Source organism: Streptomyces sp. BoleA5 (assembly GCF_000373665.1).
GTDB lineage: Bacteria > Actinomycetota > Actinomycetes > Streptomycetales > Streptomycetaceae > Actinacidiphila.
Window position 1 is genome coordinate 44005 of record NZ_KB892154.1, and the last position, 22004, is coordinate 66008.

The window sequence follows — 22004 nt, forward strand, 5'->3', positions numbered from 1 at the left end:
GCCACCGGGGGACCCCCTTGCCTCCCGTACCCCCTGCCCACTCGAAGCGGACGCCGTCGCGCCGGGATGGAGTGCCCCCATGGCCCGTTCAGCTGTACTCGCACGTCTCAGATGGCCAATGACACACAGCCGCGGCGGCACGCGCAGGGCCGCCGTGCCCGCGCTCGTCGCGACCGCGCTCGCCACGGCCCTCGCCGTACCCGCCGCGGCGTCGCCCGCCGCACCCGCGTCCTCCGCACCCGCGTCCTCCGCACCCGCCTCGACCGCGTCGCGGGCCGGGGCCGCCGCCTCCGAGGCCGCCCCCGTGGTCGGCGCCAAGCCCTACATGGGCTGGAGCAGCTGGAGCCTGGAGTCCACCAACTTCCCCGGCTACGGCGGCTCATGGCTCACCGAGCCGCACGTGCTGCAGCAGGCCGACATCCTCGCGTCCAAGCTGAAGCGGCACGGCTACGAGTACGTCAACATCGACGCCGGCTGGAACGTCGGCAGCGAGACGAACAAGAGCCTGTCCGACGAGTACGGCCGGCCCGTCGCCGACCCCGTCAAGTTCCCGCACGGCATGAAGTGGCTCGGCGACCGACTGCACGCCAAGGGGCTGAAGTTCGGGCTCTACCTGGCGGTCGGCCTGTACATCGACACGTACAACGACGGCAGGACGCCGATCCACGGCGCGCCGGGGTGCACGACCAAGGACATCGTCTACCCGGACCTGCGCAAGACCAGCGGCTGGGACAACGTCTCCTACCAACTGAACTTCTCCAGCCCGTGCACCGAGAAGTACATCCAGTCCGTGGCCGACCAACTGGCCGGCTGGGGAGTGGACTTCCTGAAGATCGACGGAGTCGGCCCCGGCTCCAACCAGGGTGACGCGGCACACGACAACGTCCCCGACATCAAGACCTGGCACGCCGCGCTGGAGCGGACCGGCCGGCCCGTCCAGTTCGTCCTGTCCTGGTCGCTCAGCCACGACAAGGCGGACGTCTGGAAGGAGAACTCCAACGGCTGGCGCGTGGACACCGACGTCGAGTGCTACTGCGACACCCTGGTGACCTGGAACAACTCGGTCAAGCAGCGGTGGAACGACGTCGTCCCCTGGATCGACGACGCCGGGCCGGGGCACTGGAACAACCTCGACTCCCTCGACGTCGGCGCGGGCCCGCTCGACGGCCTCAACGAGGTCGAGCGGCAGAGCTACATGACGCTGTGGGCCATCGAGAGCGCCCCGCTCTACATCGGCGACGACCTCACCAAGCTCGACGCGTACGGCCTGTCTGTGCTCACCAACGACGAGGTCATCGCCGTCGACCAGGCCGGCAACCCCGCCAGGCCGCTCAGCCAGGACACCCCGCAGCAGGTCTGGTACGCCCGCAACGCCGACGGAACGTACACGGTGGCCCTGTTCAACCTCGGCAAGGGCTACTCCGACGTGACCGCCGACTGGAGCGAACTGGGCATCAGCGGCAAGCCCGCCGTCCGCGACCTTTGGAGCCGCAAGAACCTCGGCGCGGTCGCCGACGGCTTCACCGACAACCTGCCGCCGCACGGCTCCCGGCTGCTGCGCGTGACCCCGGCGAAGACGACCGGGAAGCCCGGGGTCCCCCTCGGTGTGCGCGCCACCGCCTCCACGCCCGGCAGCGTCTCGCTCGCCTGGGACGCGGTGAACACCGGCACCGCCACCACCGGTTACGAGGTGTACGCCGACGGAGCCGAGGTCGCCACGGTGGACGGCACCTCCGCCACCGTCACCGGCCTGCACGCCGCGACCGGCTACACGTTCACCGTCGTCGCCCACGACGCCAGGGGCCGTACGTCCGCACCGGGCAACGCCGTCTCCCTGACCACCCCCGCCGCCGACGGGCCCACAGCCTACGAGGCCGAGGCGTCCGGGAACCCCCGCACCGGCAACGCGAGCATCGGCGAATGCTCCCGCTGCTCCGGCGGCAAGAAGGTCGGCAACCTGGGCGTCGACGCCTCCGTGACGATCAAGGACGTGACGGCGCCGAAGGGCGGCACCTACCTGATGACGGTGGACTTCACCGACGGTTCCTCGGGCCGCACGGCCGTGGTCACCGTCAACGGCACCGCCTTCCAGCTGCCGCTGCACGGCGGCAACGACAACGACTGGGGCCGCCCGCGGTCGGTCACGGTGCCCGTCCACCTCAAGGCCGGGGCCAACACGATCGCCTTCGGCAACCCGTCCGACTACGTGTCCGACGTCGACCGGATCACCGTCTGACCGACGGCCGGCCCGGCAGTGGGCCGCCGTCCCACCCGTCCGACCCGACGCACACGAGAAGGAGAGTGCCGTGGTGGTCACATCGCAGGGCAACCACACGGCGCCGGCGGCACCACCGTCCGGCGCGGCCGGTACGGGGGCCACCACGGCCTCTTCCGCCCCGAGGACCCGCGGACCCCTCAAGGTCCGCGGCAACACCGGCGGCCGCCGGGCCCGGCGCGTGACCGCGACCCGGTCCGCGGCGGCCCGGCGGCGGGACCTGCCGGTCGCGCTGCTGCTGATCCTGCCCGCCGTGGTCGGGTTCGCGGTCTTCTACGCCTACCCGACCCTGCGCGGCATCTACCTGGGCTTCACCGAGTTCCACGTCCTCACCCCGCCGCGCTGGGTGGGACTGGCCAACTTCCGCGAGATGGCCGGTGACGGGGTCTTCTGGCACTCCCTCCTCGTCACCCTCTGGTTCGTGGCCCTCTCCGTCGTCTTCGGCACGCTGATCTCCCTGGTGACCGCGGTGGTGCTGCACTGCGTCACCGACTCCTCGCTGCTGCGCGGCGTGATGCTGCTGCCGTTCCTGATCTCCAACGTGATCGCCGCGCTGGTGTGGCAGTGGATGCTCGACCCGCACCTCGGGGTCGTCAACATCGTGCTCGACCACCTGATCGGCCACCCGGTGCTCTTCCTCGGCAGCGGCCCCTGGGCGATCCCCTCGCTCGCCGCGATCAGCGTCTGGAAGTGGATGGGCTACTACTCCCTGCTGATCTTCGCCGGGCTGCAGACCATCCCGTCCACGATCTACGAGGCCGGCCGGGTGGACGGCGCGAGCGAGTTCCAGATGTTCCGCCGCCTCACCGTGCCGCTGCTGCGGCCGATCCTCGTGATGGTGGTCGTCCTGACGGTGATCAACGCCTTCCAGGTCTTCGACATCGTCGCCGTCACCACCAGGGGCGGCCCCGCCAACGCCTCGAACGTGCTGCAGATGTACATCTACGACAAGGCCTTCCGCCAGTTCGACTTCGGCTACGCGGCGACGATGTCGCTGGCCCTGTTCGCCCTGCTCATCACGGTCACCTTCACCCAGCTCCGGCTCGCGCGGGCCGACGAATCCGACCTGAACTGAAGGAGGCCCCCGATGACGCTTCCCCTCGCTCCCCGCACGACGAGCGTGCGGCGCACCCGCTCCCGCACCCGCAAGGCGACCCCCGGCCGGATCGCGGCCTGGGCCTACCTCGGCCTCGTCTCGCTGATCACGCTCTTCCCCTTCTACTGGATCGTGCGCACCGCGCTGTCCAACAACTACCGGCTCGCCACCGACCCCTCCTCGCCGCTGCCCGTCGGCTTCACCTTCGGCGCCTTCAAACGGGCGCTGGGCCTGGCCTCCACCGCCGAGGCCCAGGCCCAGGGCGGCTCGGGCGCGTCCCTCGACATCGCGCTCTACCTGCGCAACTCGGTGATCTACGCATCGGTGCAGACCCTGCTCATCGTGCTGTTCTCCGCCTGCGCGGCCTACGCCTTCTCACGACTGCACTGGCGCGGCCGCAACCTGGTGTTCGGCGTCCTCATCAGCGCGCTGATGGTGCCGAGCGTCTTCACGCTGCTGCCGAACTTCGTCTTCATCAAGGACCTCGGCCTCACCAACACCTTCGCCGGCCTCATCCTGCCCGGCGGGCTCTTCCAGGCGTTCACGGTGTTCTTCCTGCGCCAGTTCATGCTCGGCCTGAGCAGCGAGATCGAGGAGGCCGCGATCATCGACGGCGCGGGACCGCTGCGGATCCTGTACCGCATCATCCTGCCGATGTCGGCGGCGCCGATCGCCACCGTGTCGCTGCTGATGTTCGTCAACGCCTGGAACGACTACATGTGGCCGCTGCTGGTCACCAACGACGCCGGGGTGCAGCCGCTGACGCTCGCGCTCGGCGTGTTCAAGCAGTCCTCGCCGCAGGCCGCGCCCGACTGGGCGGGGCTGATGGCCGCCGCCCTCATCGCGGCGCTGCCGATGCTGCTGCTCTTCCTCGCCTTCGGCAAGCGGATCGTCAACTCCATCGGCTTCTCCGGGCTCAAGTGACCGCGCACACGCCCCAGGACGGCACCCCATGAACCCCACTGACCTGCTGCTCCGCTGGCCCGCGCCCGCGGCCGACTGGAACGGGGCCGCACCGGTCGGCAACGGCCGCCTCGGCGCCATGGTCTTCGGCGGCACCCACCGCGCCCGCATCCAGATCAACGACTCCACCGTGTGGTCCGGCACCCCCGGCGGGCCCGCGAAGGCGCTCGCCGGCGTCGTCGCCGCCGGCGCCGGTCCGCGGCGGCTGGAGGAGGTCCGCGACGCGCTCCGCGCAGGGGAACCGCACCGGGCCGAGGAGCTCCTGATGGCCTTCGAGGGCCCGTACAGCCAGGAGTACCTGCCCTGGGCCGACCTGTGGCTGACGGTGCCCGGCGCGCGGGACGCCACCTACCGGGGCCGCACCCTCAACCTCGACAGCGGGATCGCCGAGGACGCCTTCGACCTGCCCTCGGGCCCGTCGGTCACCCGCCGGACCTGGGCCGACGCGAGCACCGGGACGCTGTGCACCGACCTGGTCGCGGCCGGCGGCACCGTGGACCTGCGGCTGGAGGTCACCACCCCCCTCCGGGAGGTGCACCGCGCCGCCGGTCCCGAGGGCGTCGTCATCGGCATCGAGATTCCCGTCGACGGGGCACCCGCCCACGAACCCGACGTCCCGGAACCGCTGCGGTACGCGGACGGCCCCGCCGACGGGTACGACCCCTTCGGCGCGCTGGCCCTGCGCGTGGCCACCGACGGAGAGGTCACCGCCGACGGGGGAGTGCTGCGCGTCACCGGAGCCACCCGGCTCCTCGCGGCCGTGGCGAGCTCCACCGAGGCGCTGCGGCACTGGCGGGGCCTCGACGCGCCGGCCGGCCGCGCGGCGCACCTCGAAGCCGCCGCCGACAGCGCCGCCCGGGCCGTGGAACGCGGCACCGACGTGCTGCTCAAGGCGCACGAGACCGAGCTGCGCGCACTCCTCGGCGGCACCTCGCTGCGCATCGGGCCGCGCCGCCCGGGTATCCACGACGTCGCCCGCGACATCCTCTCCGGCGAGGACGAACTCCTCACCGCCACCGTGCTGTTCCAGCTCGGCCGCTACCTCCTGGCCGCCGCCTCCCGCCCCCACGCCGGACCGCCCGCCAACCTCCAGGGCATCTGGAACGCCGACCTGCGTCCCGCCTGGTCGTCCAACTACACGATCAACATCAACACCCAGATGAACTACTGGGGTGCCGAGGCAGCCGGTCTCGGCCCCTGCCACGAGCCGCTGTTCGACCTCCTCGACCGCGTCGCCGCGCACGGCCGGGACGTCGCCCGGCAGTTGTACGGCGCCCGCGGCTGGGTCGCCCACCACAACACCGACATGTGGGGCTGGGCGCTGCCCGTCGGCATGGGCCGCGGCGCCGCGTCCTGGGCGATCTGGCAGATGGGCGGCGCCTGGCTCGTACAGCACCTGTGGGACCACTGGGAGTTCTCCCAGGACACCGCCTTTCTGCGCGAACGCGCCTGGCCGCTGCTCAGCGGCTGCGCCGAGTTCCTGCTCGACTGGCTGGTGGACGACGGCACGGGGCGGCTGGGCACCCTCCCCTCCACCTCGCCGGAGAACCATTACCTCACCCCCGACGGCTCCATGGCGTCGCTCACCCGCTCCTCCACCATGGACACGGCACTCACCCGGGCCGTCCTCGAACGCACCTTGCGCGCCGCCGCGGTCCTCGGCATCGACACCCCGCTGGGCGACCGCATCTCCGCGACGCTGCCGCGCCTGCACCCGCCCCGGATCGCCGCGGGCGGCTGGCTCCAGGAGTGGGCCGACGACCTCCCCGAGCAGGACCCCCACCACCGCCACCTGTCCCAACTGGTCACCGTCCACCCGCTCGGCCAGATCGACCCGGACGGCACCCCGGAACTCGCGGCCGCCGCGACGGCCCTGCTGGACCGGCGCGGTCCCGGCGCGATGGGCTGGTCCTGGGCCTGGAAGATCGCCCTGCGCGCCCGGCTGCGCGACGCCGCGACCGCCCGCTCGCTTCTGCTGGAGGCGAGCCGTCCGCTCACCGGAGACCCGGACACCGACGCGCCCGTCGACGGCTCGGAGTGGGGCGGCCTGCTCCCCAACCTGTTCTCCACCCACCCGCCGTTCCAGATCGACGGCAACTACGGCCTTATGGCCGCGCTCACCGAAATGGTGCTGCAGAGCATCGACGGCACCGTCCACCTGCTGCCCGCGCTCCCCGCGCAGTGGCGCGAGGGCGAGGCGACCGGCCTGCGCTGCCGCGGCGGCCTGGCGGCCGACTTCACCTGGCACGACGGAGCCCTCACCGCCGTGACCCTGCGCCGTCACGCAGGCGACGACAGCGAGCCGGTGACGGTCCGCCACGGCGACCGCACCACCCGGGTACGCGTCGCCACCGGCACCCCCGTCACCCTCGACGCCCACCTCACCCCGCGTCAGGAGGCCAGGCCGTGCTGACCGAGGACGACGTCCCCGAACTGTGGGCCTACCGCAGCGCGTACCGCGACCCCGCCGACTTCGACGCCTTCTGGAAGGACACCCTGGAGGCCGCCCGCGTCCACGAACCACGGCTCGAACTCACCCCGGTCGACACCGACCTGGAGACCGTGGACGTCTACGACGCCGTCTTCCCCGGCTTCGGCGGCCACCCGGTCCGCGGCTGGCTGCGGCTGCCCCGCCACCGCGACGGCCCCCTGCCCGCCGTCGTGCAGTTCCACGGCTACGGCAGCGGACGCGGCGCCCCCGTCGAGGACCTGCTCTGGGCCTCCGCCGGCTACGCCCACCTGCTGGTGGACACCCGCGGCCAGGGCGGAGCATGGGCGGGCGGCGGCGCCACCGGTGACCCGGTCGGCAGCGGCCCCTCGCATCCCGGCTTCCTCACCCGCGGCATCGAGGACAAGGACACCTACGTCTACCGCCGTGTCTTCACCGACGCCGTACGCGCCGTCGAGGCCCTGCGCTCGTCACCGCACGCCGACCCCGACCGCGTCGCCGTGACCGGCCCCAGCCAGGGCGGCGGCATCGCCCTCGCGGTCGCCGGACTCCTCCCCGGGCTGCGCGCCGCGCACTTCCAGTCGCCGTTCCTGTGCGACATCCGGCAGGCCCTCCGGCTCACCGGCGAGCAGCCGTACGCCGAGCTCATCGGCTACCTCGGCGCCCGCCGGGACCGGGTCGACCAGACCTTCCGCACCCTCGGCTACTTCGACGGACTCGCCTTCGCCCGCCGCGCCACCGCGCCCGCCTGGTTCTCCGCCGGGCTGCGCGACGAGGTCTGCCCGCCGGCCACCACGCTCGCCGCCTACCACCGCTACGGCGGGCCGAAGCAGATGCGGCTGTGGGAGTTCAACGGCCACGACGCCGGCGGCCCCGAGGACCTGGTCATCGCCCTGAGCGCCTTCCGCGCGCTCCTCAAGACGTCGTCCCACCACCCGCACCAGGATCCGTCCCGAAAGAAGGAAACATGAGAATGCGCGCAGTCGTCGCCCTCGGGGCCACGCTCACCCTCGCCGCGGTGCTGTCCGCCTGCTCGTCGGGCTCGGACACCGCGGGCGGTTCGCAGACCGTCAACTGGTGGACCTGGGACGACAAGCAGGCCGCCGCGTACAAGACCTGCGCCGCGGACTTCGAGAAGGCCAACCCCGGTACGACCGTCAAGATCTCGCAGTACAACGTCGACGACTACTTCACCAAGCTGACCGCGGGCTTCGTCGCGGGCAGCGCCCCCGACGCCTTCCAGAACAGCGTGCAGTTCTTCCAGGCCTACGCCGGCCAGAACCAGCTGCTGCCGATGGACGACTTCATCGCCAAGGACAAGTTCGACCTGTCCCGCTTCTCCGTCGGCGTGAACGCCTGGAAGTTCACCGACGGCAAGCAGTACGCGCTGCCGCTGGACTGGGCCGCGGCCGGTCTCTACTACGACCGGGACGCCCTGACCAAGGCCGGCTACAGCAAGGCCGACGTCGAGTCCGTGACGTGGAACCCCGACGACGGCGGCGAGTTCGGCAAGATGATCGCCCGTCTCACCGTGGACGAGAAGGGGCGCCGCGGCGACGAGCCCGGCTTCGACAAGGGCCACGTCAAGACCTTCGGCTTCGGCCAGATCGCCGCGAAGGACTTCATCGGGCAGACCTCCTGGAGCCCGTTCGCCTCCAGCACAGGGTGGCGGCTCGGCGACAAGGAGAGCTGGCCGACGGTCTTCAACTACGCGGACCCCCGCCTGGTGAAGACGCTGAAGTGGGCGCGCTCCCTGACGGAGAAGGGATACGCGCCCAAGCTCGGCGAGTTCACCTCCAGCGTCAGCGACGTCGACCTGCTCTCCTCCCACCGGGTGGCCATGGAGATCGGCGGCTCCTGGTCCGCCTCCACCTTCGCCAAGATCCCCGGCGTCAAGACCGGCGTCGCGGCGCCCCCGTACGGCCCCGACGGCAAGACCCGCGCCGTGATGAGCAACTCCAACGGCAACAACATCTGGGCGGGCACCAAGCACCCCGAACTGAGCTGGAAGTGGGTGTCCTACATGGGCTCCGAGGCCTGCCAGTCCAAGGCCTCCCGCACCGGTACGTTCTTCCCGTCCATCCCGGCCTCCATGGACGCCGCGACCAAGGCACTGGCCGCCGACGGGGTCGACCTGTCGGTCTTCACGAGCATGCTGAAGGACAAGGTCCTGTACCCGTCCCCGGTCTACGGCAACGGCGCCGCCGTGCAGGACGCCCTGAACCCGCTGTTCGAAGGCTACTTCGCCGGCCAGAAGGACGACTCCGTCTTCGCCGACATGGAGAAGCAGAGCAAGACCCTCCTCGCGAAGAACTGAGCCACCGGAAGCGAATTGCGCCCCCCGCCGCCGGACGCGCCCCCATCCCGGGGCGTCCGGCGGCGGGGCACACCCGAAAGGAATCCCCCCCATGGCAGACAGCACCGCGCGGATCGTCCCGCTGCGCGCGGCCGGCACCGCGTTCGTCGTCGAACTGACCGAGCCGGTGCCCAGGGTGCTCCACTGGGGGGCCGACCTCGGGCCGCTGTCCGCCGACGACCTGGCCGCCCTCAGCCTCACCGCCGAGCCCGCGGTCCTCAACAACTCCCTCGACGCGCCGCGCCGCTTCACCGTCTGGCCCACCGAGGCGGACGGCTGGGCCGGCACCCCCGCGCACCACGGGCACCGGGGCGGCGGCGCCGCCGCCCCCCGGCTGACCACGACGGGTACCTCCGTCCGGCAGGACGCCGAGGGCGGCGAACTCGCCGTCTGCCTCACCGACGCCGCCGCGGGGCTCGACATCGCGATCACCTACCGGCTGGAACCCTCCGGCGTGCTCGCCGTGCACAGCGAGATCACCCGCCATCCGGACGCGGACCCGGCCCCGTACGACCTCGTGCAGGTCACCGCGCTGCTCCCGCTGCCCCGCCGTGCCGGTGAGATCCTCGACTTCACCGGCAAGTGGAGCCGCGAACGCTCCCCGCAACGCCGCCCGCTCGCCCACGGCACCTACGCCCGCGACGTCCGGCGCGGCAAGCCCGGCCTGGACTCGCCGTACCTCGTCGCCGTCGGCGTACCCGGCTTCGGCTTCCGAGAGGGCGAGGTCTGGGGCGTGCACGTCGCCTGGAGCGGCGACCAGCGCTACCTCGTCGAGCAACTGCCCGAGGGCGCGGGCGTCCACGCCGCCGTGCTCGGCGGCGGGGAACTGCTGCGCGCCGGCGAGGTCCGGCTCGCACCCGGGGACACCCACCGCACGCCCGTCTGCCACTACGCCTGGTCCGGCGCCGGCCTGGACGGGCTCGCCGGCCGCTTCCACACCCTGCTCCGGGACCGCCCCGGCCACCCGCGCCGCCCCCGGCCGGTCATCCTCAACAGCTGGGAGGCGGTGTACTTCGACCACGACCCGGAACGCCTCCTGCGGCTCGCCGACCGCGCCGCCGAGGTCGGTGTGGAGCGCTTCGTCCTGGACGACGGCTGGTTCCGCGGGCGCCGCTCCGACCGCGCGGGGCTCGGCGACTGGACGGTCGACCGGGAGGTGTGGCCCGACGGGCTGACGCCGCTCGCCGACCATGTGCGCTCCCTGGGCATGGAGTTCGGCCTGTGGGTCGAACCCGAGATGGTCAACCTCGACTCGGACCTGGCCCGGCGGCACCCGGAGTGGGTCCTCGCCCCCGCGCGCGGCGCCGGTCCCGCGGCCCGGCAGCAGCATGTCCTCGACCTGTCCCACCCCGGCGTCGTCGACCATCTGCTCGGGGCGCTGGACGCCCTGGTCACGGAGTACGGCATCGCGTACCTCAAGTGGGACCACAACCGCGAGGTGCACGAGGCCGTGAACGGACCGGCCGACCGCCCTGCGGCGCGCGCCCAGGTCGAGGCGCTGTACAGCCTGCTGGACACCCTCCGGCAGCGCCACCCGTCCCTGGAGATCGAGAGCTGCGCCAGCGGTGGCGGCCGCGTCGACCTGGGCATCCTCGCCAGGACCGACCGGGTGTGGGCCTCCGACTGCAACGACCCGGTGGAACGGCAGTCCATCCAGCGGTGGACCGGGCAACTGCTCCCCCCGGAGCTGGTCGGCGCCCACGTCGGGCCCGACCCCAGCCACACCACCGCACGTGTCAGCTCCGACACCTTCCGCCTGGCCACCGCGCTCTTCGGCCACCCCGGCATCGAGCAGGACCTCACCCGCTGCACGGAGGAGGAGGTGGCCCGGCTCACCGCGTGGACCGCCCTGTACCGGGAACTGCGCCCGCTGCTGCACGGCGGACGCACCGTCCGCGCCGACCTCTCGGGCGACGCGACGCTGCTGCACGGCGTCGTCGCCCACGACGGCACGGCCGCGCTCTACTGCTGGGCCCGCGTGGCGACTTCCCCCGAGGGCCAGCCTGGCCGGGTACCGCTGCCCGGCCTCGACCCCGCCCGCCGCTACCGCGTACGCGTCCGCACGGACGTCGGCCTGCCGTCCTTCCACCACAGGAGCGGCCCGGCCTGGCTCACCGAGGCGATCGACGACCGCCTCACCCTCCCCGGCGCACTCCTCACCGCCGCGGGCCTGCCGATGCCGCAGCTCAACCCCGAACAGGCCCTGCTGATCGAGCTGCGCCGGGCCGACTGACCCGTCCCGCGCCCGGGCCCGGACCGTTTCGCGGGAACCGGGGCCCCTACTCCTCCTCGGTGTCCCCGGACGTCGGCGCGGCCTGGCGGCCGAGCCAGTACAGGGCTGTGTCGACGTCGCGGGCGGTCCAGCCGTCCGCGTCGGGGCCCGAGCGGACGAGGAGGTCGTCGAGAAGGTCCATGTAGCGGCCGTAGCGGCCCGGTGCCGGTGTCAACTGGTAGCCCAGCCGCTCCAGGCCGAACTGCGCGCGGCGGTCGTAGACGGCCATCCGGTCCGGCGCGGCGGCGGTGAGCAGCGCCGAGGCCAGTGCGTCGCCGTTGCGGCAGCCGGGCAGGGGGAGCAGGGCCCGGCGGCCCTCGCGGGCGGCCGCGCCGCGCGGGGCCTGCGGGTCGCGGACCGCGTCCACGGCCGCGGACGTGACGGCCCGGACCTCCGCGTCGCGCAGGTTCATCAGCTCGACGACCCACGCGGTGCTCGCCTGCAGCCGCTTCCACACCACCAGCGCGGCGACGTCCGTCTTGCCGAGGCTTCCGGTGTCCCGGACGCGCTCCGCGATCTCCGTCAGCACCTCGTCGTACGCGGCCGGGACGGCGGCGCGGTACGCCTCGCGGGCGGCGGAAAGGGTGGACCAGACCCCGTCGGGGAGCGGGGTGAGGGCGGCGGTCGCGGATGCATTCATACGCCGATGGTGACCCGTCTCGGCCCGCTCCGTGTGCACTTGGCCGCTTGTGATCGATTCGGTGTGATGTGCCGTCAGGAAGGATCAGATCCAGCCACGCGCGTGGGCCTCCGCCCCGGCCTGGAAGCGCGTGCTCGCGTCCAGCCGAGCCATGAGCGCCGCGATGCGGCGGGTCGCCGTCCGTGTGCTCAACCCCAGCTGACGGGCGATCGCCTGGTCCTTGAGTCCGGCCCGGAGCATCGTCAGCAGCGCGACCTCCTCCGTGGTGGGACCCTCCTCCCCGGCCGCCCGGGCCGGTGCGCCGATCGGTTCGGCCCGGGCCCAGTACGCCTCGTACAGCTCGATGAGGGCGTCCAGCAGACCGGACGGGTGCACGACGGCGAGGCTGTCGTAGACCCCGCCGACCAGCGGGACGAGGGCCACGCGGCGGTCGATGATGTGCAGCTTGAAGGGGAGGCTGGGCAGCATCCGGGCCTGCTCGCCGAGCGCGGCCATCTCCAGCACCGTCTCGAACCGGCCGGGCCGCTCCATGGACTCCGGGCAGTACACCGACCGGATGTCGACGCCGTCGCGCGCCCACGCGGCGGTCGACGCCCTCTCGGCCTCGTTGGTGTGGGGGAGCCCGTCCGCGCGGTCGAGGTAGGGCGGCTTGTCGAGGATCCATATGTGCGTGCTGACCGAGCGGTTGAGCTCGTCGATGCGCGGCGCGACGACGTCGCGTCCCGACAGCACCTCCACCAGGCTGCCCGGGTCGCTGCGCAGCCGTCCCGCCCGGTACTCCTCGGCGAGGCCGTCGACGACCGACCGCACTCCTGCGAAGGCCGCCTCGGCCTCCAGCCGGCGCTGGTCGAGCAGGGCGGTGAGCGCGGTGCCGGGCCCGACGGGGCGGAATTCGCCCCGGCCGTCGCGGCGCAGGAGACCGAGCCCGGCCAGCCGCGCCACGGCGCGGCGGACGCGGTCCGGGGAGACCCCCGCGGTTCGGGCGTACTCCCGTGCGTCGAGGCCGGCCCGGGTGAGGAAGGCGCGGTAGACGGCCTCGTCGAACTCGCTGATACCCAGGGCCTGCAGCACGTACGCGCTCCTTGTGATGGCGTGGTCCGCCAGCTGTCCGAAGACGCCACAAGATTATCTGGACATCACACGGCCGTGGGCCGTTCACTTTTGAATCGTTCCTCACACCGCACCGGGAGCGGCGGTCCCGTACCCGCCCCCCGCACACCCCATCGCGCCCGGACGTGCGGTGACGTCCCTGGCCTCTTCCCTCTGGAGGACCGAACGTGACCTCGAAGTCACGCATCAGACCGGCCGCCCTGGTGGCGGCCACCGCCGTCGCACTGGCCCTGTCGTCCGCCGTCCCCTCCCAGGCCGCTCCCGCCGCCGGCACCGAGCCGGTCCCGGTGGCGGGCCACCTCGTCGCGGGCCGCTACATCGTGACCCTCGCCGACCGGCCGATCGCCGCCTACCGCGGCGGAGTCGACGGCATACCCGGCACCGCCCCCGCGCCGGGCGCCAAGGTCGACCTGGCCGACGCGGACGCCGTGCGCTACCGCGCGCACCTCACCGACGCCCAGCGCGCCGCGGCCGCCTCGGTGGGCGCGCGCATCAAGCGCCGGTACTCCGTGGTCACCAACGGCTTCACCGCGGACCTGTCCGCCACGCAGGTGGCGGAACTCTCCAAGGCGCCCGGAGTGCTGTCGGTCGCGCCCGACACCCTCAACAAGGTCTCCGACGACCGGAACTCGCAGGACTTCCTCGGGCTCACCGGGCGGCACGGCCTGTGGTCGGCCCTCGGCGGCACCAAGGAGGCCGGCCGCGGAGTCGTCGTCGGTGACATCGACACCGGCATCTGGCCGGAGAGCCGCTCCTTCGCCGCCGCCCCGCTGGGTACCTCGCGGCCCACGTCGAAGGACCCGTACCGCCCCTACCGCAAGGGCGACAAGGTTGTCATGCGGAAGGCCGACGGCGGTACCTTCACCGGAACCTGCAAGGCCGGCGAGGAGTTCACCGCCGGCGCCTGCAACAGCAAGGTGATCAGCGCCCGTTGGTTCGGCGACGCCTGGCTGGCCCAGGTGCCGCCGGAGCGCCGAGCGGACTACGTCTCAGCGCGGGACGGCGAGGGCCACGGCACGCACACCGCCTCCACCGCCGCGGGCAACAGCGGGGTTGACGTCACCGTCGACGGGCGGCACCTCGGAGAGGTCTCCGGCGTCGCGCCGGCCGCCGCGATCGCCGTCTACAAGGCGTTCTGGACCGGCAAGGCGGCCGGCGACAGCGGCGGCATGACCTCCGACATCGTCGCGGCCGTCGACCAGGCGGTCGCCGACGGCGTCGACGTCCTCAACTACTCCGCGGGCTCGGTCATCGAGACCGCGCCGGACTCCCCGGTCCAGGCCGCCTTCCGCACCGCCGCGGCCGCGGGCGTCTTCGTCGCCACCGCGGCCGGCAACTCCGGCCCCGAGGTCTCCTCCGCCGACAACGTCGCCCCGTGGACGACCACGGTGGCCGCGAGCACCCTGGCGCCCTACGAGGCCACCGTGCGCCTCGGCAACGGCGACACCTACGTCGGCGGAAGCACCACCGTGGACTCCCCGCTCGGCCCGAAGCCCCTCGTTCTCGCCGAGAAGGTGAAGAACGCCTCCGCCTCCGCCGGCGACGCCGCGCTGTGCCAGGACGGCACCCTCGACCCGGCGAAGGCCGCCGGCGCGATCGTCGTCTGCGACCGGGGCGTCAACCCGCGCGTGGACAAGTCCCACGAGGTCCAGCGGGCCGGCGGAGTCGGCATGGTCCTGGTCAACGTCAGCGACCTCGACACCGACGGCGACCTGCACGCGGTGCCCACGGTGCACCTCAACACCCCCGGTGCCACCGACGCACGGGCGTACGCGGCCACCGCCGGGGCCGAGGTGAGCCTGCTCCCGGGCGGCACGACGGGCCAGCCGTACCCGCAGATCGCGCCGTTCTCCTCGCGCGGTCCGTCGACGGTCAACAACGGCGATCTGCTCAAGCCCGACATCGCCGCCCCGGGTGTCGGCATCCTCGCGGCCGTCGCGCCCGCCTCCAACTTCGGCCACGACTACGACTTCATGACCGGCACCTCGATGGCCACCCCGCACATCGCCGGCCTGGCCGCGCTCTACCTGGCCGAGCACCCCTCGTGGTCGCCCATGGCCGTGAAGTCCGCGATGATGACGACCGCCGTCGACACCAGGACGGCGACCGGTGCGAAGAACACCGACCTGTTCGCGCAGGGCGCCGGTGAGGTGCGGCCGTCGGACATGTTCGAGCCGGGCCTGGTCTACGACTCCGCCGAGAAGGACTGGCTCGGCTACCTGGAGGGCCTGGGCGTCGACACCGGCAGCGGGGTGAAGGCCGTGGACCCCAGCGACCTCAACTACCCGTCGATCGCCATCGGCCGGATGGTCGGCTCGCAGACCGTGACCCGTACCGTCACCGCCGTGACGCCGGGCACCTACCGGGCCTCGATCTCGGTGCCCGGGGTCAAGGCCACCGTCCACCCGTCCGTGCTGCACTTCGGCAAGGCGGGCCAGAAGGCCCGGTTCAGCGTCTCCTTCGAGCTGACGACCGGGCGGTCCGGCGAGACCGTCACCGGTGACCTCACCTGGCGGCACGGCCGCACCGGCGTGCGCAGCCCCGTCGTCCTCACCCCGTGGAGCCTGATCGCCCCCGACCAGGTGTCCGGCACCGCGGGCAGCGGCAGTGTCTCCTTCCAGGTGACGCCGGGCACCACCTCGCTCGCCCTGGCCCCCCGCGGCCCGGTCGCGGGCACCCCGGTCCGCAATGCGGTGTCCAACGACAAGCCCGAGCAGGACTTCACCTTCACGGTGCCGGAGGGCACGCAGGCCGGGCAGTTCTTCGTCACGCCCGACAACCCCGAGGCCCGCCTCAGCCTGCTGCTCGCGTATGACCCGGGCGACGGCCAGGACCCGTACATCGTCGGTGACCTCGCCCTCGACCAGACGCGGCCGGTGGTGAGCCTGCCGAGCATGAAGGCGGGCAAGTACCTGGCCCTCGTCATGACACTGGGCGGCCAGCCGGAGCTGACGGACTTCCCGTTCTCCTTCCAGGCCAACCTGATCGGCCCGGACAGCGCGCCGACGCAGGGCACGTTCACGGTGACACCGCAGAACCCCGCCACGAAGCCCGGCGTCCCGCTGACGCTGACCGCCTCGTGGAGCGGCGTCCCGTCCGACCGTCCCGCGACCGCCTACATCGGGTACCCCAACGCGGCGGGCACCCTCGTCACCATCGGCTGACGGGCCCCACGCGACGGTGCCGGCCCCCTCATGACGAGGGGGCCGGCACCGCTCCGTGCCCGGGGCCGACGCCTTGACCGGGACGGCGACGCACGGCGGCGCGGCACGGAACTCCGGCTCCCGCTCAAGCGCCCCGCGCGTCTGGCGGACCATCGCCACCCCGACGGCCAGTGCCACCACGGCGATCAGCAGCCATGCCCCGGCCGGAGACTTCTCCGGCTTCGCAGATCCCACCGCCTCTCCTCACCCCGCGCGACCCTCGCGGCCCCATCCGATCACGCCGTGCGGAGGCCGCCGAGGGCGGTTGTCGGCAGCGGGCGACCCGTCCGCCCTGCCGGGCCGAGACCGGCGACGGGCGAGCGCCGACGGAACGACGGCGCGGCCGGCCCCTCCGCACGGAGGGACCGGCCGCGCCGTGTGCGGACGCGGATCAGACCAGGCCGGTCGCCCGGATCACCGTCTGCGTCACCGTGTTGCCCCGCTTGTCCGAGGCGCGCACGCGCAGCGACAGGAACTCGGCCCGCCGCGGCGCGTCCAGCCGGACCCGGGCGGCGCCGTCCTCCGCGCCGCGCAGCGAGAGCCGGTGCCAGGTCCGGCCGTCGTCGTACGAGGCCTCCACCGCGTCGGTGCTGACCCGTCCGGCCGACACGCCCGGCAACGGGGAGGCGCTCACCGTGAGTTCGGCGTCGCGTCGCGCGGCGCCGCCCGCGTCGGTGCGGATCCCGTAGTCGAGCTGCAGGAGCGGGAGCACCTGCGGGTCGTCCGTGCCCGGCGTCGCCGAGGAGAAGCCCCACTCGGTGCGGGTCGCGGTGGAGTACGGGTACGCCTCCGTCCGCTCGGTGGACGTCACCAGGCGGTACCGGCCCGGCGCCGCGGGGACGTCGCCGCCCAGCCAGCCGCCCTCGGTGCGGGTGACCAGGTCGCCGCCCCGGTAGAGCTCGTTCACCTGCGAGGTGGTGCCCGGACCGACCACACCCGCGTGGTCGCGGCCGCCGTCACCCCAGGCCGGGATGGTGACGTCGAGGACGTCACCGCTGCGCTGCGGCAGCCACTGGCTCTCGTTCATCCGAGGGTGCTCCACGGGCCCGAACCACTGGACGTCGGTGGTGCGCCCCGCCGGGTACCCGACCAGCCCGGAGAACTGCATCGAGCGGATGCCGTTGGCGGCCTCCTCCATCCAGGTCGCCTCACCCGACGGGGTCACCCAGTCGGTGCGCTCGGCGCCGGCGGACGACAGCCGGGTGCCGCCGACCTTGACGCCCAGGTAGGGCTGGATGTCGTAGCGGAACTCGTCGACCTCCGTGCCGGGTTCGTTGCGGAACCCGACGTCGACCCGGGCCAGCCGGTGCTCGGCCGGCGCGTAGCGCTGGGTCTGCGGGATCGTCCCGTGCCAGGTGCGCACCAGGTCGTACAGGTAGTCCGTCTCGGCGTGGCCGACGACCCGCATGGGCACCGAGCCGGAACGGCTGTCCTGGATGCGGCCGATCAGGGTCTCCCCCTCGGTGCGGGAGATGCCCGCGACGACGAGGGCGGTGCGGCGCACGGGCTCGCGCAGCCGGCCGTCCAGGTCGTTCACCACGACGAGCAGGGCGACGCCCGCCTTCTGCGCGTCGGTGAGCTGGTCGTCGTCCCCCGTGTAGCGGACCACGGCCACCTTGCCCTTGGCGCCGGCGGCCGCGTACTCGGCAGCGGTGCCCTTGCCGGCGAAGACCGCCGGCAGCGTCCCGGTGCCCTCGGCGGGGCGGCCGGAACCGGGCTGCAGCCACAGGTCGTCGAAGACCTGGTCACCGGAGGAGAGCGCCAGCAGCGGCTGCTGCATGCGCCAGCGGACCGTGTACGCCAGGTCTCCGCCGGAGGCCTTCGGCATGGGCAGCGCCCACACGCTGTCGAAGCCGTCGCCGACCGTCGCGGTGTCCGTGATGGCGGGGGACCCGTCCTTGAAGGACTGGTTGAAGTCCATGCGGATGTCGCTGTCGGTGGAGGTCTTCGGCGTGACGACCTCGGTCCGGCGCAGCTTCGTGCCGTCCAGCGTCGTGTCGGTGTCGGCGTTGCCGACCACGACGCCGGTCCTGGCCAGCAGAGCCCGCCCGTAGGAGGACTCGCCGTGGACGCCGCGTACGGCGCCCCAGGTCCAGACGGTGTAGGTGCCCGGCGGGACGACGGTGTCGAGGACGCCGTCGAGGTCGGTGTAGAGCGCCTGTGCGTACTCGTCGCCCTTGCGCTGGTACATCACCAGGCCGACCATCGGGTCGCCGGCGCGGTCGGTGACGTGGACGCGCAGGTGGTGGTACTCGTCACGGGTGCTGACCGCGAGCAGGGTGCGCGTGACGGCCTTGCCGTCGACGACGCCCTCGACGTGCCCGGTGAAGCGGGATCCCGCCGGGGCCCGGTCGAGCGTGGTGGTCACGGTGGTGGACGCGGTGCCGTGCGCGGGGACGGTGACCTGGCGGTCCGTCACCGTGAACAGGCCCTCGGGCGCGTCCCCCGCGTCCAGGCGCGGCGTCACGGTGACCGCGGTGTCACCGGAGTTGGCCCACTCCACGGTGCGGGTCACGGTCCCGCCGGCCGCGCCGCCCGGGGGGTGGATGCCGGCGTCGGCGGTGGCGGTTGCCACGAGCGTGCCGCTGGTGGCGGCCACCGCGTCCACGCGGCCGTTGCCGCCGGAGTCCGCGGGGATGTCCGGCGTCGCCACGGAGGTCGAGACCAGGGCGTCCTTGATCCGGGCCCCGTTCCAGTCGGGGTGCTTCGCCGCCACCAGGGCGGCGACGCCCGCGACGTGCGGGGTGGCCATCGACGTGCCGCTGAGCGTGGCGTACGACCCGGTGCCGAAGGGCGCCCACTGCGAGCGGGCCGCGAGGATGTCGACGCCGGGGGCGGTGATCTCCGGCTTCATCGCGTCGTCCCGGAAACGGGGGCCTCGGCTGGAGAAGTCGGCTATGGCGTCGGAGGAGTCGACGGCGCCGACGGTGAGCGCGGCGTCCGCGGCGCCGGGCGCCGCCACGGTGCCCTCGTACGGGCCCGAGTTGCCGGCGGCTATGGTGAACAGCGTGCCGGTCTCGGCGCTGAGTTCGTTGACCGCCTGGCTCATCGGGTCGGTGCCGTCGGTGGGCTGGTCGCTGCCGAGGCTCATGCTGACCACGCGGGCCTTGGCCTCGCGGGCGGCCCACTCCATGCCGCTGATGATCCAGGAGTCGGAACCGCTGCCGGCGTTGCTGAGGACCTTGCCCACGTGCAGCCGCACGCCGGGGGCGACGCCCTTCTCCTTGCCGTCGGACGCGGCGCCGCTGCCGGCGATGGTGGACGCCACGTGGGTGCCGTGGCCGTGGTGGTCGTCGACGTCCTCGCCGGGCACGAAACTGCGGGAGTCGGTGACGACGCCGTCGAGGTCGGGGTGCCCGGGGTCGTAGCCCGTGTCCAGGACCGCGACGTCCACACCCTGGCCCGTGTCGCCGCCGGCCCACACGTCGGGGGCGCCGATCTGCGCGACGCTGTCCGCGAGGTCGGCCTCGACCTTGCCGTCCAGCCACACCTTGCGCACGCCGCCGGTGAGGGCGAGGCCGCTCGCCTTCGCCTTCGCGGTGGTCTGCGCGGTGGCCGGGCCGGTCAGGTCGGCCCAGAACTCCGCCGCCCGGTCGTGGTCCTGGGTGGTGGCGGTGCTGTCGATGCTGGTCAGCGCACGTGCGCCGGTGGCCCCCTCGGGGAGGGAGGGCGCCGCGAGCCTGCGGCGGGCGTCGGAGGAGTAGGTCAGGATGACGGGCAGGCCCTTGGACCGGGCGTCGTCGTAACCGTCCGCGATCAGGCGCGTGACGTTGAAGAGGTCGGTGTCGAGCAGTCCGGCCGCCACGTAGCGCTCGGCGGCGAACGGGTAGACGTAGGTGTCGCCTTGCCGCGTGGTGATGCGGGCGTCCGCGCGGTGGCCCCGGGGGCCCTCCACGGTCACGGAGGCGCGGCCGTCGCCGCCGGGAGCGACGGTGACCCGGTCGCCGGTGATGAGGGTGACGGTGCGCGGGGCGGAGCCGGCGGGGGCTCCGCCGGTCACGGTCACGCCGTCCGACGGGGAGCCGGTGGCGGCATGGTCGCTGGCAGCCGCCGGTGGGATCGCCATCAGCACGGCCGCGACACCCGCGACGATCGGCAGGCCTGTTCGGCCTGGGAAGAGCGGTCTCACAGGGGATCCTTCACGTTAGATCCATCCAATGTCCGCCGCATGCTAGCGAGTTAAACGATTCAAAGGGCGGTGAACGGCACACGGACTGCGGCGTCTTTCCGCCCCCTGTCGGGATCACGACAGGGCCTGGACCCGGCCGCGCGAAGCCCCGCTCGGCCGGGGTGGTTCGCACCGCCCGGCTGCGGGCCCTCGTCCGCGGGTGCCCGGTTCGGTGATCCGCCCTTCGGGGGCATGTCCGGGGCCATCGCGCGAGGGCGGCCGCGCCCCGCGGGGCCACGGACGGCCCAACGAGGGGACCGGCCGAAGGCAGCCGACCTCCCAGGCCGCCCCGGCGCAGACGGCCGCACAGTCCTTCACGCTGACGGTCTCCGCCGCGACATGCGCCACGGCCGCCGCGACCATCACCGGGACCGACGGCGCCAACGTCCTCGTCGGCACCCCCGGCGATGACGTGATCTTCGCCCGGGGCGGCAACGACGTCGTGGACGGCCGCGGGGGCAACGACCTGATCTGCGGCGGGGCCGGCAGCGACACCCTGACCGGCGGCACCGGCAACGACCGCGTCGAAGGCGGCGACGGCAACGACGCCCGGGCCGGCGGTGACGGCGACGACACCCTCTTCGGTGACGCCGGCAACGACGTCCTCTCCGGCGGTCCGGGCGCCAACGCCAACGACGGCGGACCCGGCTCCGACGTCTGCACCAACCCGGCCGCCGGTCCCGGCTGCAATCCCTGACCGCTCATCCGGCCGAGGGCCTGGCCGCAGCGGCCCGGGTGGCCCCGGCGAGGGCGCTACCGGGTCGTGCAGAGGCGGTCGACCAGGTCGTGCCAGCCGGCGTCCAGCCGCTCGGCGGGCATGCCCCGGACCGTGAGCAGGTACTCCACGAGCACGGTGTCGACGTAGGCCTGCAGGGTGTGCCCGGTCAGTTCGACGTCGCCGGGCGCACCGGCCTGCCGCAGCAGCAGCGTCAGGTGCGTGTGCCTGAGCTGGTAGGCCGGGTGGAAGCGGCGGCTCAGTTCGCGGCGTGCGGCCATGTACAGGTCCCGGTGGGCGTGTTCGTGCCGGATCACGGCGGGGCCGAAGGCGCGCAGCCGCTCCAGCGGCGGGGCGTCCGGTCCGAGGGGCGGCGGGCCGGTGAGGAAGGCGGCCTGGATCTGCTGCTCGATGTGGTCGAGCAGCGAGAGCATCAGCCCCGCGCGGTCGCCGAAGCGCCGGAACACCGTCCCCTTGCCGACCTCGGCCGCGGCGGCGACGGCCTCCATGGTCACGTTCGCCGCTCCGCGCTCGGCGGCGAGTTCGGCCGCCACCTCCAGGAGGCGCTTGCGGTTCCGCGCGGCGTCGGCGCGCAGCCGAGGCGGCTCGCCCGCCGGTGTGAGCGAGAGGTCCACGGGCCCGGCGGAGGCGTCGCGCACGGGGAGGGCGGCGCGGGGCGGCTCGGTCATGGCCACAGCGTAGCGGCGGGAATGGAAGTGGACCGCGGTCCGTTTAGCTGGTAGACAGGTAAGCGGAC

The 22004-nt window shown here is 73.3% G+C and carries 13 protein-coding genes; 9 read left to right on the plus strand and 4 right to left on the minus strand.

Annotation, left to right across the window (positions count from 1 at the left end; genetic code table 11):
- The first annotated feature begins 118 nt into the window (after positions 1–118).
- From B085_RS0137245 to B085_RS0137275, 7 genes are all read left to right on the plus strand, one after another.
- Positions 119–2236 (plus strand): fibronectin type III domain-containing protein, encoded by a 2118-nt coding sequence (locus B085_RS0137245; RefSeq protein WP_026251844.1) that lies wholly within the window; start codon positions 119–121, stop codon positions 2234–2236.
- Between the two features lie 70 nt (positions 2237–2306).
- Entirely contained in the window at positions 2307–3350 is a 1044-nt protein-coding gene (locus B085_RS0137250; protein ID WP_018563687.1) for a carbohydrate ABC transporter permease, read from the plus strand.
- A 12-nt stretch (positions 3351–3362) separates the two neighbouring features.
- On the plus strand, positions 3363–4295 hold the full coding sequence (locus tag B085_RS0137255) for a carbohydrate ABC transporter permease (protein ID WP_018563688.1): 933 nt from the start codon (positions 3363–3365) through the stop codon (positions 4293–4295).
- Between the two features lie 28 nt (positions 4296–4323).
- Positions 4324–6747, plus strand: a complete 2424-nt coding sequence (locus B085_RS0137260; RefSeq protein WP_018563689.1) for a glycosyl hydrolase family 95 catalytic domain-containing protein — start codon at positions 4324–4326, stop codon at positions 6745–6747.
- On the plus strand, positions 6741–7754 hold the full coding sequence (locus tag B085_RS0137265) for an acetylxylan esterase (RefSeq protein WP_018563690.1): 1014 nt from the start codon (positions 6741–6743) through the stop codon (positions 7752–7754). Before B085_RS0137260 ends, B085_RS0137265 begins: the two co-directional genes overlap by 7 nt.
- Positions 7751–9100, plus strand: coding sequence for an ABC transporter substrate-binding protein (locus tag B085_RS0137270; RefSeq protein ID WP_026251845.1), 1350 nt, complete (start codon positions 7751–7753; stop codon positions 9098–9100). The genes B085_RS0137265 and B085_RS0137270 overlap by 4 nt, the downstream gene beginning before the upstream one ends.
- A 91-nt stretch (positions 9101–9191) precedes the next feature.
- Positions 9192–11372, plus strand: coding sequence for an alpha-galactosidase (locus B085_RS0137275; RefSeq protein ID WP_018563692.1), 2181 nt, complete (start codon positions 9192–9194; stop codon positions 11370–11372).
- A 46-nt stretch (positions 11373–11418) separates the two neighbouring features.
- Here B085_RS0137275 and B085_RS45005 read toward each other — a convergent pair whose 3' ends face one another.
- Both B085_RS45005 and B085_RS0137285 read right to left on the minus strand, forming a co-directional pair.
- Positions 11419–12051, minus strand: coding sequence for a hypothetical protein (locus tag B085_RS45005; RefSeq protein ID WP_018563693.1), 633 nt, complete (start codon positions 12049–12051; stop codon positions 11419–11421).
- An 84-nt stretch (positions 12052–12135) separates the two neighbouring features.
- Positions 12136–13122, minus strand: a complete 987-nt coding sequence (locus B085_RS0137285; RefSeq protein ID WP_018563694.1) for a helix-turn-helix domain-containing protein — start codon at positions 13120–13122, stop codon at positions 12136–12138.
- A gap of 206 nt (positions 13123–13328) precedes the next feature.
- Between B085_RS0137285 and B085_RS51265 the strand changes: the two genes are divergently transcribed.
- Positions 13329–16325: a S8 family serine peptidase gene (locus B085_RS51265; protein WP_018563695.1), complete on the plus strand. Its 2997-nt coding sequence runs from the start codon at positions 13329–13331 to the stop codon at positions 16323–16325.
- A 430-nt stretch (positions 16326–16755) separates the two neighbouring features.
- Here B085_RS51265 and B085_RS0137295 read toward each other — a convergent pair whose 3' ends face one another.
- The gene (locus B085_RS0137295) at positions 16756–20493 is read right to left on the minus strand and encodes a S8 family serine peptidase (RefSeq protein WP_018563696.1); all 3738 of its coding nucleotides are present in this window, start codon (positions 20491–20493) and stop codon (positions 16756–16758) included.
- Between the two features lie 211 nt (positions 20494–20704).
- On the opposite strand from B085_RS0137295, the gene B085_RS46120 reads away from it, so the two are divergent.
- On the plus strand, positions 20705–21229 hold the full coding sequence (locus B085_RS46120) for a calcium-binding protein (protein WP_051102264.1): 525 nt from the start codon (positions 20705–20707) through the stop codon (positions 21227–21229).
- Between the two features lie 56 nt (positions 21230–21285).
- On the opposite strand, the gene B085_RS0137305 is transcribed toward B085_RS46120, so the two are convergent.
- Positions 21286–21936, minus strand: a complete 651-nt coding sequence (locus B085_RS0137305) for a TetR/AcrR family transcriptional regulator (RefSeq protein WP_026251847.1) — start codon at positions 21934–21936, stop codon at positions 21286–21288.
- Positions 21937–22004: the final 68 nt, after the last annotated feature.